Source organism: Cognaticolwellia mytili, from assembly GCF_002104475.1.
Lineage (GTDB): Bacteria > Pseudomonadota > Gammaproteobacteria > Enterobacterales > Alteromonadaceae > Cognaticolwellia > Cognaticolwellia mytili.
Window position 1 is genome coordinate 941,644 of sequence record NZ_NBOF01000001.1, and the last position, 14,296, is coordinate 955,939.

Below are 14,296 nucleotides of genomic sequence, written 5' to 3' on the forward strand. Positions count from 1 at the left end.
CAATATTAACGTCAACAAGAGGTAGTTATGGAAGGTACTGAATTAGTTACGTTTGTAAATACACAGGTTATCCCAATCTGTATTTTCTTGATTATGATGGGCATGGGACTCTCACTAGTACCCAATGATTTTAAGCGTGTTACTAAGTCGCCTAAAGCAGTTTCCATTGGCTTAGTGAATCAATTAATTTTCTTGCCCATTATTGGGTTTACTCTAGCAACGGTGATGCCATTAGAGCCAGAATATGCTGTTGGTGTTATGCTATTGGTTGTCTGCCCAGGTGGTACCACCTCAAATATGTTCAGCCACTTAGCTAAAGGAGATGTAGCTCTTTCCGTTACCATGACCGCGGTTGCTAGTCTGATCACCGTATTTACTATCCCTGTGGTGCTGAATTTTTCTTTGCATCATTTCATGGGCCAAGGAAATGAATTTCAGTTACCGATAATTACCACCATGATCAGTTTGATGAAACTCACTATCGTACCAATTACAATTGGTATGTTGATAAAAGCGTTCGCACCAAAATTAGCAGCAAAGTTAAATGTTTATGTCGCAAAATTTGGTATTTTGTTTTTAGCATTATTAATGATTTTTTTAACATACATTCAACAAGATATCGTTATTCCCGCACTTATTGCTACTGGACCCGTTTCATTAATATTAAACATAACAACAATGGCACTAGGCTATTACTCCAGTAAATGGTTAAAATTAACCACAGCGCAGAGAACCTCGATTACTATTGAAGTTGGTTTACAAAATAGTACTTTATCGATGTTTATGGCGTTAACCCTATTGGCTAATTATAAAATGTCATTTACACCGGCAATTTACACACTGATTATGCTATTTACTGCCGGTATACTAGTAAAAGTAATACATCTTAAATTTCATTCAACACCGAAGAGTAATCATATTGTTAGACTCAGTGTTGAGCAAAATAAAGAATAATTCATAGGAAAATAAACGTAATGCTCACCGTACATCATTTAAATAAATCACGCTCAAAGCGAGTTATCTGGTTACTCGAAGAACTTGATATGCCATATACCTTAGTTAATCATCAACGTGACCCGATTTCTAACTTAGCACCTGCAAGTTTGAAGTTAGTTCATCCGCTCGCTAAAGCACCTATTATTGTTGACGACAATATAACACTTTGTGAATCTGGCGCGGTGATGGAATATATCTTAAACCAAAGTGAATCAACACTTAAGTTGAGGCCAGAACTCAATAGCGCTGCATATTATCAATACCTTGAGTGGCTGCATTTTGCTGAAGGTTCATTAGCGTTACCGGTAATTTCAACACTATTGATGGCAATGGAAAAACGAGACGGCGCAAACCCACTTGATCATTACATTGCCAAGGAAATAGCCTTAGATTTTTCCTATATAGATGCCACTTTAGCAAAAAACAGTTACTTCGCTGGAGACACCTTTAGCGCCGCAGATATCATGATGACAATCATCTTAGAAATCGCGGATAGTTTAAAATTGATTGAAGATAAAACCAACATTAAACGTTATCTTGGCGTAATGCAGGAAAGAGCAGCCTATCAAGTAGCAGCGAAGCACGGATAAAATCCATTTGGTGTTTTGACTAAACCCCTGTATAAACAACAATAAATAATGAATGACTCAAAGGTAAGAAAATGGAAATGATCAACGTAGCAATTGAAAACAATGTACATGTTATTACGCTAAATAATGGCAAAGTTAATGCTATATCGCCGCAAGTTATCACCGAAATCAATAGCGCTTTAGATCATGCAGAGCAAGAAAAAGCGATTGTGATCTTAACGGGCCAAGCGGGAATATTCTCTGGTGGTTTCGATCTTAAAACCATGAAAGCCGGTCCAGAGTCCGCAATTGCACTTGTGACACAAGGCTCAAAATTAGCGCGTAGAATGTTAGCCTTTCCAACACCAATTATTGGTTTGTGTAATGGTCATGCTATCGCAAAAGGGGCTTTTTTAATGCTTAGCTGTGATTACCGTATTGGCTGTGCTGGCAACTTTAAAATAGGTTTAAACGAAGTCGCTATTGGTATGACTATGCACAATGCTGGTATCGAAATTGCGCGTAACCGTATTCCGACTAATTACTTAACGCGTGCGGTAATTAACGCTGAGTTATTTTCGCCAGAAGCAGCGACCATTGCCGGCTTCCTTGACGTTGTTGTTGAAGAAGAAGCGTTAATGACAACGGCACAAGCGATTGCTAAGCAAATGCAAACATTAAATATGACTGCACATCATGGCACAAAATTAAAAGAGCGTGCAGCAATTTTAGCCGCATTAGATGAAGCTATCGAAATTGATAAAAAAAGCATCATAGCACTATAAATACTTGCGAGTAATATCGCGTAAAAGTGATATTAGCCATACTTTAAGCCGCTTGAGTGTTTATAGAATTATCAGTGATTTTTTCATAAACACTCATCGTGGTTAGCTACAATACCATTAAACTACAGGTCAACATAATGATGAAAAAAATAATAATATCAATCATTGTGATCATGATGTTCGCTTATGTTGGCAGCGCATGGTTTTTCTCTTCTAAAATACTCGAATTAGGTATTACAGAATGTGATGTAGAGCACTTTGTATTTTGTGGCGACCCCAGTACTCAAGCAATAGTATTTGAAGATGTAAGTTTTGAAACCATTGACGGTTTTACTATACCCGCTTGGTTTATGCCTGCTGAAAATGCAAAACATGCCGTATTATTAGTACACGGTAGAACCGCAAGTCGCCATGAAGGCATGCGATACGCCAAAGCAATTATCGATGCAGGTTACAGCGTGTTAGCAATTGACTTACGCCACCCACGTCAAGACCCTGCAATATTATCCACCATGGGTTATCACGAAAAGAAAGACGTCGTGGCAGCTCTGGATTATTTAGAGAAAATAAAAGGTTTTAGTTCAATTGGCGTCATGGGGTTTTCGATGGGCGCATCAACAAGCATAATAGTAATGGCAGAAGATCAACGCATAAAAGTCGGCGTTTTTAGCGGTGGTTATGCCAATTCAATGGACGTTTTATCAGAGCAAGCGAAAGTTATTTATGGCCTGCCACGTTACCCATTAATGCCACTAGTCGAACTGTTTTTTGAATGGCGTGGTAATTTAGACAGTAAGGAAACAGACCCAGAAAACTACATAGCACAAATATCCCCGCGCCCTATCTACATAATGCACGGTACTGCCGATACCACTGTTGATTTTAGCCATGGCGAGCGTTTATTTTCGGCAGCGAAAGAACCAAAACAGTTCTGGCAAGCTGAAGGTGGCGCACATACTCGCCTTTGGCAACTAAACAAAGAAAAAGCAGAAAGTAGCGTTGTAGAATTTTTTAGTCGATATTTGTAACCTTCTTTATACATAGCGATTAGCAAAAGCGCTGTTCTTATGTGACTATGTACTAGGAATAAAAACTCAGATGCTCAGTAGCAAAACATGAAAAATTGTAATCAATGCGGAAAATGTTGCATCAAATATGGCGATGGCGACCTTTCAGAGACCCAAGAAGAAATCGATCTTTGGGAAATATTTAATCCTGACATATTCGACTACGTTAAAAATAACGAAATATGGTTCGATCCTAAATCAGGTGTTAGGCTGAAAAGGTGCCCCTTTCTCGACATAGCACCGAAAATAAAGCCTAGCGAAAAAGATAAATACACTTGCAGTATTTATTTGGACCGGCCTGAAGATTGCCGTCATTATCCTAGCCTGATTGCTGAAATGGTAAGAGATGAGTGCGAAATGATTGAAGTTAGCGATCTAAAAAACCCTAAAAAAGCACAAGAAAAGCTCGACATATTGATGCTAGATAGCCGCCCATCTAGCTACCCATAATACCTGTGAACTAAGTAACCTGATCTCGGTAAGTAAAATAGAATAGCCGCTGATTAATCTCGTTTGAGGTAACTACAAGGCTTGTTGCATTTAAATACTCATAATTTAAGCAAAATTTTTGTAAGTATTTAAATGCACGTAAAACTTTGAAAACCCTGACGACCAAAGCTTTAAAAGCTACCTAACACCAACTTAAACAATCCCATTGATTAAAGCGCTTTGAGGTTACCTATATTTAGACAGTCTTTTGATGCTCTGTAATGTTATGTTCAAATTTTGATGAAGAACAAAACGAGCAATTAATAAAAGCAATAGAGCCATGTTAATTGAACCACCACTTGAACCCGAAGTAGGCTCTGTGACAATGGGAGGTTGTTTCACTGTAAAATTAATTGTTGTTTGTTCTTCATTTTGGTTATTGTCTTGTATTTTTGCAATAATGGCATGAGAGCCAGCACTAAATACCTGATTAAAACTTGCGCCTTCAGCAATGATCTTATTATTATATAGCCACTGAATATTATCACTAATATCATCATTGTGTTGACTTGTTGCTATTGCTGAAAAGTTTATACTTTGACCATTGTTATGTTCGCTATTGTTATCTGGTAAGTTAATAGTAATTTTTGGTAGTGCATTTTCTTCAGCAGCCACTGCAACTTCCCAGTTTAATATCGCCTCATTATTTGCACTGTCGATTACTTTAGCTGTTACGGTATAATTCCCTAAAGCAAAAGTATAATTAAAGTTTCCACCTGTTATTTCAGTGTTAACATTGTTTATCCACCAAGTAACTTGCTCTGCAATGTTTCCATCTTCGTTATCTTGTGCGTTTAAAGTAAAATTTAATACTGTTTCTGTACTCGATAATGGTGAATGCGGAGATAATCGCGTTAAAATAGGAGGATGATCGGCAAGTAGCGATGAATAAGCCTGCCAACAATCTAAGCTGGGGAAACTTCGACCACGAACATCGGTAACTATCGCCCCACCATTTTTTACTAAAGTATTGCGTAGCTCTAATGGTGTTAATGCAGGTTTATACTGACGAAGTAACGCAGCGCAAGATGCGACTAGAGGAGCTGCCATAGATGTTCCAGCATAATTAGATATGCCATGATTACGCCCAGTGCTTGTTATTATTGCACCGGGGGCAACAAGATCTACATTATCATTGCTATTGCTAAAGCATGTTATTTCGCCTGCAATAGGAGATGACTCAGTACAAAAACCGCTATAATTACTGATACGATTATCCCAAGTAGCACCAACAGCAATAACGTTGTTTAAACAGGCTGGCGCGGTAATTTCTGCTTTATTACCTTCATTGCCTGAAGAAGCAAAAAGAGCAACGCCTCTTGCATTAAGTTGGTTAACAGCAGCTGCTAAAGACCTTGTCCAGCTATAGTCATCATCACACGAAGAGGCAAATAGTTGCCCAGTGCCAACACTCATATTAACGATAGATACATTGGGTAACTCAGTGATGATATGATCAAGAGCAGAGACTATTTGCGACGCTGTATCGAACTTATTATCCGCATCTAAAACTTTAAGTATATGCAACGTTACTCCGGGTGCTCCGCCTTCTGGGGCTATAGAACCTGCACCAGCCACAATGCCAGCAACATTGGTCCCATGACCGTTTTGATCGTATATTGAAATATTACAGTCACTGGAAAAGCAAACTTGTGAGGCAACCCTGTTGGCAAAATCAGGATGGTTTTGATCAAGGCCTGAATCTATAATCGCAACTTCAACATCTACGCCGGATAAAGGTAACGCCTTAACTAAATCCATATTTGCTTGTGGGATAGCATCATTAAGATGACCACTACCACCACTATTATCCAAACCAATTTTTCTTACTAAAGGTGATTTAGCAAGTTGTCTAATGACTTTTTCAGACGCTCGAATGACCATCGCAGGAACGGCTTTATAACTATGTATAAGTTGATATTTTTCAGAAGCTATTGCTTTGATGGTATTTGCTCGACGCGACGATATATACTTTTGTTGATTTATTGATTTTAAGGGGCTGCTTTTTCTAGTTGCAAACGTTGTTTCATCATTCCAATCTTCACCAAAATATACGAGATAAGTGGCTATACCATCTTTGATTTCTTGTATACTTGTATCAAATTTATTTTCAAACTCTGCTAGATTTTTACTTGTATTTGCCATTGCATGGGCAGAAAAATTTATTAGCAAATAGGACGTCAGTATTATTAATGCTACTTTCAAGGTAGTAGTTCCTTTACTTTAGATATATAAAATTTTGTAATATGATTATAAGCTGTTTTATTTATAAACACTTGTAATTATTAATTTAATTACGTTCAAAAACAACTAGCTTTTAACTGATATACTTAGGCACTCAGGCCAACCGAAATTTTTGATGCAAAGTAGTTATACTCTTAGCGACTCGTAACAAATTAGCAGACTAAAGCCGCTAGGTATTTTAGATTGGTTTGGTCAAAAATAGTCGTATTTGCACCTAAACTATTTAAAGAGATTTTCTTTGATATAGCGACTGGCTAATTCGATTAATTAAAGGTCTACGGTAAGTTTAAAAGAAGTTTTTAGAAATGATTTTATTAAACTAATTCTTTGTTATTTGAATCAAGCGTTGCAAGATATTATAAGGGCTTAATCGGAATAGAAATATGGTAGTGAAGACCCTTACATTCTTCACTTTGCACTGTAATTTTTCCACCTAAGGTTGAGGTGACTAAATTATAAATGACATGAGTGCCTAAACCACTACCACCACTCCCTCTTTTAGTCGTGTAAAAAGGTTCAAATAGCATTTTTATTTCATCTTCATTCATCCCTTTGCCATTATCTTGATAATGAATAATTAAGTTATCACTCTCTTTAACAATAATAAGTTTTATACAACCTCTTTCTATCGTATTCAAACCATGAATAATTGAATTATTTATCAGATTGGTAAGGACTTGAGAAATGGCACCAGGTACGGTTTCAATCAGTAAGTTATCAGGGCACTCAACAATAACTTCATGAGACAACTTTTTCAGAATCGGACGCATAGAAAGTAATACTTCATTAATATACTGCTTCATATTTATTTCACGTGCAGCTTCTGAAGATTGATCAACCGCGATTTCTTTAAAACTATTTATGAGTGTTGCAGCTCTTAATGTATTTGATTCTATGATGGTACAAGCTTCATCGACATCTTCAAAAAAGTAATCTAGGTGTTTATCTGATGCCGTATTATTTGATATTTTATTTTTTAAACTTTTATATTGATGATGTAAATTCGTTATTGCTGTTACACATATACCTATAGGGGTATTAATTTCATGGGCGATACCCGCAACTAAATTTCCAAGAGAAGCCATTTTTTCTTTTTGTACAAGCTCATCTTGCGCTCCTTTAAGCGTTTCCATCATACTTTCTAATGCTAAATTTTGCTCTTTTATAAGTTGTAAATTATTTTTAAGTGATTCTTTATCCTCTATTTGTTTATTTATAAATTTTCTCTGCTGAAGAACAACTGCTAAATTAGACGCAATAAAAGAAAGCAATTGTAAATCATTCTGGTCATAAATATTGTCACTTGAATAGCTCTGAACAATAATTATGCCCATAACATCTTCACCGTTGGAAATAGGGGCCCCCATCCAACTTTTGCTTAAAGAACCAATAACTTTAGAAATTTCACCTTTAGTTTCAAGCTCTTTCTGATCTTCACTGGTAAAAAGGTAAGGGTTATTTTTCCGAATGACATAAGAAGAGACGCCATCTCCAATAGGCAAGGTAGTGCCGATAGTTACCTGATCTTTCTCATCAATGAAGTAATCATAAATAATAATTTTTTCAACCGGATCATATAAAAGTATGGCAATGTTTTTCACATAAATTATTTTAGAGACTATCTCATGAATATTTTTATAAATTTGAGGTAAGGTTAACTTAGACAATACAAGTGAAGATATTTCCAACAAAGCATTGATGGTGTTGAGGTTGTTTTTGTCGGCTTTTTTATTTAAATTCATATGGCTACAAATTATCACTTTCAGTCAATTGACTATTTATAATAAGTATATCGTCAAGTTTATTCACAAGAGCGGATACAACTTTAGGATCGAAATGCTTATTTGTTTCCTCGTTAAATAGTTGCAAAATATCTTCTAAAGCCCAAGGTTCTTTATAACAACGTCGATGGATTAACGCGTCAAATACGTCTGCAACCGCAACAATTCGTGCAAAAATATGGATGTTATCGCCTTTAAGTCCGGCAGGATATCCAGTTCCATCATATTTCTCATGATGTTGCTGTGCAATTATCGCTGCCGCATTTAATATTGGTCGTTCAGAGCCTGCTAAGATGTCAAAACCCATCTGAGCATGCTGCTTCATAGTATTCATTTCTTTTTCGGTTAATTTACCTGGCTTCAATAGCACGCTGTCTGGTGTCGATATTTTACCAACATCATGCATCGGCGTTGCTTGCTTTAAAATATCACAGTCGCTGTCAGATAAGTTCAATTCTTTGGCTAATATGTAACAAAACTCCGACATACGTTTAATGTGATTGCCGGCTTCTTTTGAACGGGACTCTACTGCATTGCCTAATCGATTAATTAAATCTTCTTGGGTTTTTATTATTTCTTCATTGAGCAAAAGATTATCAAATGCAATACCAATGCTATTCGAAAATAAATTTAACAACTGAATATTAATATCAGTTAACTGCTCAATTTGATTACCTCGTAAATAAAGCAAGCTTTCTTGATCACTCTTGGAGGGGAAGTAAGCAACATAGTGTTCATCTTCATAAACACTGCCTTTTATTTTTCTGGCTTTATCCAATAGCTCAATAGCTTTAGGTTCTAAACAATTGTTTAACGAAATATTGCCGCATTCAGCAATGACTTGATAATCATTTGCATAACAAATTGTTCCAGCTCCATCTACAGGCTTTATTAACGCACCTTCTTGATCTGCATGGATTAATGAAATAACTTGTTGTAATAGCCCATTAAAAAAGTGTTTTAATGTTTTCTTTTCAAGTAAGTCCGTGGTGGATTCAATAACCTTCTGCAAACCTCTTCTGTAAGCTCTTTCGTATGTTATTGACTGATCTATTTTTATCAGATCACGATAAGCCCTTAATGCGGTTACAACCGAGGTAAATAATTTAGTCCGGTCTAATTCTGTTTTTTGTTTGTAGTCATTAATATCATAACCCATGATAACTTCTTCTTCGGGCGCCTGACCTGGCTGCCCAGTTCTAAGTATAATGCGGGTAAAAATATTCTTTTTTTCTTCTCGAAGCCATTTAGCAATTCTTAATCCCGCATCATCAGTTTCCATAACAACATCAAGAAATATTAACGCTATATCGTCATTATCTTCAATCACTTGCTTAGCTTCATTTGAATTAAATGCACTTAAAAATTCAACTTCCCTTCCTTCCAATTCAAAGCGCTTTAGTGCCATTTTTGTGACCGTATGTATATCTATTTCATCATCGACAATGAGTATTCGCCAAGGATTCAACAATACTTTTTTTTCATCACTTTTAAGCAATGTGAAGGGCATATTTATGATACCAATAATCAGAGTTATATATTTATACTAGCTCGAATTTCTCAGAAGTAAAAAAATAGTATCTATATGAAGAATAAAGGTTAATTTGTCACTATAGAATTAAGATAAATCTAACCTATTTTTATTTTTCTGCCCCCTCCTATAGATGACAGATCTTCCCAAGCATTGTTAAACAGCCAATAAGTTACATTGTAGTTTCGATAAGAGATGTTAACGAGTAAAGGGAAATAACCTGAGGGCGGGATAAGAAAAATGCTATAACATCGCTATTAAAGCCTACTCCTACGTTTTTTAAATATCTGAATAAATTAAGTTTTATAAAGTGTAATAGAACGTTCAAAGTCAATATACAAAAAAGCTAAGTCTATCAAAACGCTAAGTGGCTGGATTAAGGCTTAGCGTCCCTCTAAGCCTTCATTGTTATCCATACCAATTAAAAGTACTGTTTTTATTCGGTATTCTTCTCTTCATGTAATTCGATATTAAGTTCTAATACATTTAAATCGCCATCTTTATTATCAAGATTTATCGAAAAACTTTCATCAGAAACATGAATATATTTGCGTAAAACGGCAAGAATATCTTCAGTAAGTTGCGGTAAATAATCAGGCTGTTTATTGCGGCTATTACGTTCGTGAGCAACGATGATTTGAAGGCGTTCTTTTGCTTTTGAAGCCGTTGTTACCTGTTTTTCTTTTTTACGCAAAAAATAATCCAATAATGCCATGCTACCCTCCAAACATACGACTAAAAATGCCTTTTTTCTCGGCAACTAAAAATCTAAATTCAACGGTTTCACCTAAAAGACGATCAACCACATCTTGATATGCTTTACCGGCATCACTTTCAGTATCTAAAATCACTGGCTCACCAGCATTAGACGCCTTAAGTACCGCTTGCGACTCAGGTATAACACCTAATAATGGAATGGAAAGAATGTCTTCAACATCTTCAACACTGAGCATTTCACCCTCTTCAACACGTTTAGGTGAATAACGCGTTAATAACAAGTGCTCTTTGATTGGCTCCAAGCCAAGTTCAGCACGACGTGATCGGCTAGCTAGCATGCCTAAAATACGATCAGAATCACGAACAGATGACACTTCAGGGTTAGTCGTTACAATGGCTTCATCCGCATAATAAAGTGCCATCATAGCACCCGCTTCAATACCAGCAGGTGAATCACAAACGATAAAGTCATAGCTTTCACCAAGCTCTTCTAGCACCTTGCCAACATTTTCTTTGTTTAAGGCATCTTTATCTCGTGTTTGCGAAGCCGGTAATATCGACAAGCTACTAACGCGTTTATCTTTAATTAACGCTTGGTTTAACGTTGCCTCACCATTAATAACATTAACGAAGTCGTATACAACACGTCGTTCGCAGCCCATGATCAAGTCAAGATTACGCAACCCAATATCAAAATCGATTAAAACAACTTTATGGCCCTTCAACGCTAAGCCTAACCCAACAGCTGCACTTGATGTTGTTTTGCCAACGCCACCTTTGCCTGACGTAACTACTATTATTCGTGCCATAGACCGAATATCCTTTATAAATTAATTGTTATAGATAAATGCTAAATAAGTTTTGATGACATTAATTCACTGTCAATCAAATGTATGAATGCAGGTGCCCCCCAATGTTGCTCCATTGATTCACTTAGCCAATAGTTACCATTAATCGACACCAATTCGGCTTCTAGATTTTGGCAATATATTTGTGCTTTATGATGACCTTTCGCACCAGCGATAGCTCGACCACGGAGCGAGCCGTAAACATGAATGTTACCATCAGCAATCACTTCTGCTCCTGCCGAGACCGAGCCAATGATCACTAAATTTTGACTTTTAGCATAAATTTGCTGACCAGACCGAATTTGGCCTCGATGCACTTTATCGGTATATAAATCAGGCGCAGGAGTCGCGGCAGCTTCAGCAATTTTTTCTACTGTTGAGGGCTCTGCAACAACAGCTTTAGCTGAGGTCGTTATTTTTGTCGTATTAACAAATGAAAAACCGAGTTCACGTATAAGACTACGTTGCTCTTTTGTTACAGCACCAGTAAAACCAACAAAAGTAAATTTAAATGCTTCAATTAATGCTTTAACCTCTTGATAATCAATTGAACAAGTTATTTTTTCAATATTAACGACAACAGGAACCAGATAGAAAAAATCAGGTGCTTGTGCTACTTTTTTAGCTAAATCAGCGTGAATATCAGCTAATATTGACGTTTTTAGATGTAAAACAGATAGGGTGAAGCTTGACCCTTTAAATTCAATGTTGGCATCAGCCATAATGAAAGTGTTCCTATATAGCAACTTAACATTTGTAGAAATTAAATTGTTTACATTGCCACTATCGTAACTAAACAAAAGTGGTAATATAGAAAGGTGAAAGTGCTATAAAGCGCTTTTTAATGTCGAAATCAAAGCACTTTGCCCTTGCTGATACTGGTCAATTTTATTGTTAGCTACTAACAGTGAATAACTTAAATTGATTGACGCAACCAACAAAGCTCGCTCGCTATTGGCATCACCCGTATTCTTTTTAATATCATCGCACATCAACGCAAGCTTTCTAGCTGCTTGCCTTAAGTCCTCTGCATCTTCATCTGAACATGCAAATTGATGCTGCTTACCCATAATTTCAACACTAATGCCTTTAGAGCCTTCCAAAGACATTAATTAGGCTCATCTACACTTTGCAATTTACCTAATAGATTGGTTAAAACAGTGTTTGTTTGCGTTTGCTTTTCTTCACTTTCAAGTACTTCAAGCTGCAACGTTTCATTTTCATCTTTAAGTGCAGATTTTTCTTGCTCTAATTCTACTATTTTACTTTTTAGTAGGTTATTTTTTTCGATAATGTCTTCAATCAGTTTTTCGAGATGAGGGAGAGTATTTTCTAACATAAGGCGCTCTGGTTAACTGTAAATTTAAGGCGGCAAATTTAATCTAAAGTGAGGCAGAATGCTACTGTTAAGCGTAATTATTAGCATAAAATATGTAACAATTATCATCTGTAGATAAGATTTAATGAATACGTTCAATAAGCATACATTTATTGAGTGTTATTAGATCAGGCTATATTTTTAAATACTGGTGGAGGGATCTAAAAGATAGAGAATAATGAATAAAAAGCTAAAGATATAAATGCCCTCTTTGGCACGCCCTTACCCCAAATCATCATGTTATACAGAGAGGTTACAGAAATTACTTACGTTTTTATTACTTCCAACATAGCCTTACGCTTTTTATTAAAATATGCATATAAAAAAACGGCAATAAGTATATTTAAAACACAACGTAATATTTCACTAAGCTCGAACTGTAGACTTGCTAAGGAATACACTAAATCAACCGCTGAGCCTACCCCTAATATGATGGCGATAATGATAAATATTTTTTCTAATGCCATAGAATTAGACATCTAACTAGTGCTTACTTTTGCTATTAAGCGACATTTTTGCGAAAGCAGTTACCGCAACACCAGTAATAAGCGAAAGCATCGCAAGACCGAACATAGCATTATTTTGAGACTCAAAGGCTAAAAGGTACATGCTAACAGCAACTAAAAACATACCAGTCCAAAAAGAAGACTTCGGATGTAATGTTATTATTCCTGATGACGGCAAATTTTGGGCTGTTTTATTGCCATGAGATGATGCTTTTCGTTTGTGCTTATTTGTCGGCATAACCAACTCCTAAATATTATGGCGCTCTAGATAGGCTAATATGATTTACTAACATTAACAACCATAAGTTTGACCACTTAAAAATGTTATGAACTACTGTTAAAAGCCACTTACCAATGTAACCTTGTTTTCAGGGCAACATGTCAGCCGCTGAAAACTGAAAATAGCCATTATTGCCTGTGTTAGAAAGATGGCAGAGGCCTTAAACTCAATGATAAAACATGGTGTTTATTGGGGTCCAAAAATAAATCAATAATTAGAAATTGACACCATAGTCACTTGTTAGAAATCAAACAAACTGGCCTGAAAAATTAACTAAATTGTGGGCTATTATAGGAAAAACTAAACTTCCTGTTCTTTCTCTTAACCAAAGTAGAATAAAACCATAAGAGCCTGTTAGCAATACAGTAATCAAAGAAAAGTTCCACTCACCACTGACGTACATTACTCCATGAACTAAACCAAATAATAGAACTAATAATAAACCTGCAACATTGATTTTAGCGCCAAGTATATTAAAACGAGTAGAAATAATTGCGAACGATAAAGTATATAAAAGAAGTCCCCTAAACATAGGTTCTTCATCTAGCCCAGGCATTAACGCTTGATATAGTAATTTTTCAAAATCATAGTTAGGACCATCGCCTAAAAGAATCGAAAGTAGTAACTGCAAAAATATAAATAAAATAGTCGCGATAAAAGCGGGTCTAAAAGAGTCGGTATTTTGTTTTAGAGTAAACCCTGCGTCAGCAATTTTAAAATCACGCTTAAAACGTGACAGTACAATCAAAGCTGCTAACCATAAAAGAATTCCTGCAACTTTACCGCCCCAATTCCAACTTAAATCAGGAACTAGTTTATTGACAGGGATAATTTCACCACCGGTAAGAACAACAACAAAATAAGTCAAAAATAACGCTAAAGAGGCAACTGCCCACTTTAAATCTATAGTTACCAATTTCATTTTTGATAAAGCTAAAAGGATAACAAAAACAAATCCTAGATGGACAGAAACAGATAAAAAAAACTCTAACATTGGCACCTACGTATGATGATTTCTAACGCCTTACTAAGCGGCGCGAAATTGTTGGCTAAAATTGCGAGGAACGAGCGCTAGCCAACTTTTTAGCGTCCGTTTGAGTAACTT

At 36.1% G+C, this 14,296-nt stretch carries 16 protein-coding genes; 5 read left to right on the plus strand and 11 right to left on the minus strand.

Features of this window, described 5'->3' with window-relative positions:
- Positions 1 to 27 precede the first annotated feature (27 nt).
- From B7C41_RS03990 to B7C41_RS04010, 5 genes are all read left to right on the plus strand, one after another.
- The gene (locus tag B7C41_RS03990; RefSeq protein ID WP_085297490.1) at positions 28 to 954 is read left to right on the plus strand and encodes a bile acid:sodium symporter family protein; all 927 of its coding nucleotides are present in this window, start codon (positions 28 to 30) and stop codon (positions 952 to 954) included.
- Positions 955 to 974: 20 nt separating this feature from the next.
- Positions 975 to 1,586, plus strand: coding sequence for a glutathione S-transferase family protein (locus B7C41_RS03995; protein ID WP_085297491.1), 612 nt, complete (start codon positions 975 to 977; stop codon positions 1,584 to 1,586).
- 71 nt (positions 1,587 to 1,657) lie between these two features.
- On the plus strand, positions 1,658 to 2,350 hold the full coding sequence (locus B7C41_RS04000) for a crotonase/enoyl-CoA hydratase family protein (protein WP_085297492.1): 693 nt from the start codon (positions 1,658 to 1,660) through the stop codon (positions 2,348 to 2,350).
- A 137-nt stretch (positions 2,351 to 2,487) separates the two neighbouring features.
- Entirely contained in the window at positions 2,488 to 3,378 is an 891-nt protein-coding gene (locus tag B7C41_RS04005) for an alpha/beta hydrolase (RefSeq protein WP_085297493.1), read from the plus strand.
- Between the two features lie 87 nt (positions 3,379 to 3,465).
- The gene (locus B7C41_RS04010; protein ID WP_085297494.1) at positions 3,466 to 3,867 is read left to right on the plus strand and encodes a YkgJ family cysteine cluster protein; all 402 of its coding nucleotides are present in this window, start codon (positions 3,466 to 3,468) and stop codon (positions 3,865 to 3,867) included.
- 225 nt (positions 3,868 to 4,092) lie between these two features.
- Here B7C41_RS04010 and B7C41_RS04015 read toward each other — a convergent pair whose 3' ends face one another.
- The 11 genes from B7C41_RS04015 to B7C41_RS04065 form a co-directional block, all read right to left on the minus strand.
- Positions 4,093 to 6,111, minus strand: coding sequence for a S8 family serine peptidase (locus tag B7C41_RS04015; protein ID WP_143764278.1), 2,019 nt, complete (start codon positions 6,109 to 6,111; stop codon positions 4,093 to 4,095).
- Between the two features lie 395 nt (positions 6,112 to 6,506).
- Complete coding sequence (locus B7C41_RS04020; RefSeq protein WP_085297496.1) at positions 6,507 to 7,892, minus strand: GAF domain-containing sensor histidine kinase; 1,386 nt, start codon at positions 7,890 to 7,892, stop codon at positions 6,507 to 6,509.
- 4 nt (positions 7,893 to 7,896) lie between these two features.
- Positions 7,897 to 9,429: an HD domain-containing phosphohydrolase gene (locus tag B7C41_RS04025; protein WP_235839591.1), complete on the minus strand. Its 1,533-nt coding sequence runs from the start codon at positions 9,427 to 9,429 to the stop codon at positions 7,897 to 7,899.
- Positions 9,430 to 9,898: 469 nt separating this feature from the next.
- A complete protein-coding gene (minE, locus tag B7C41_RS04030) occupies positions 9,899 to 10,177 on the minus strand; it encodes a cell division topological specificity factor MinE (protein ID WP_085297498.1) in 279 nt (92 codons plus the stop codon).
- Position 10,178: 1 nt separating this feature from the next.
- Positions 10,179 to 10,988: a septum site-determining protein MinD gene (minD, locus tag B7C41_RS04035; RefSeq protein WP_085297499.1), complete on the minus strand. Its 810-nt coding sequence runs from the start codon at positions 10,986 to 10,988 to the stop codon at positions 10,179 to 10,181.
- Positions 10,989 to 11,029: 41 nt separating this feature from the next.
- The gene (minC, locus tag B7C41_RS04040; RefSeq protein ID WP_085297500.1) at positions 11,030 to 11,749 is read right to left on the minus strand and encodes a septum site-determining protein MinC; all 720 of its coding nucleotides are present in this window, start codon (positions 11,747 to 11,749) and stop codon (positions 11,030 to 11,032) included.
- 105 nt (positions 11,750 to 11,854) lie between these two features.
- Positions 11,855 to 12,136, minus strand: a complete 282-nt coding sequence (locus B7C41_RS04045; RefSeq protein WP_085297501.1) for a cell division protein ZapA — start codon at positions 12,134 to 12,136, stop codon at positions 11,855 to 11,857.
- Entirely contained in the window at positions 12,136 to 12,366 is a 231-nt protein-coding gene (locus B7C41_RS04050; RefSeq protein ID WP_085297502.1) for a cell division protein ZapB, read from the minus strand. Before B7C41_RS04050 ends, B7C41_RS04045 begins: the two co-directional genes overlap by 1 nt.
- 305 nt (positions 12,367 to 12,671) lie before the next feature.
- A complete protein-coding gene (locus B7C41_RS04055; RefSeq protein ID WP_085297503.1) occupies positions 12,672 to 12,872 on the minus strand; it encodes a hypothetical protein in 201 nt (66 codons plus the stop codon).
- Positions 12,873 to 12,888: 16 nt separating this feature from the next.
- Positions 12,889 to 13,149 (minus strand): hypothetical protein, encoded by a 261-nt coding sequence (locus tag B7C41_RS04060; RefSeq protein WP_085297504.1) that lies wholly within the window; start codon positions 13,147 to 13,149, stop codon positions 12,889 to 12,891.
- A gap of 289 nt (positions 13,150 to 13,438) precedes the next feature.
- The gene (locus tag B7C41_RS04065; RefSeq protein ID WP_085297505.1) at positions 13,439 to 14,185 is read right to left on the minus strand and encodes a CPBP family glutamic-type intramembrane protease; all 747 of its coding nucleotides are present in this window, start codon (positions 14,183 to 14,185) and stop codon (positions 13,439 to 13,441) included.
- Positions 14,186 to 14,296 lie beyond the last annotated feature (111 nt).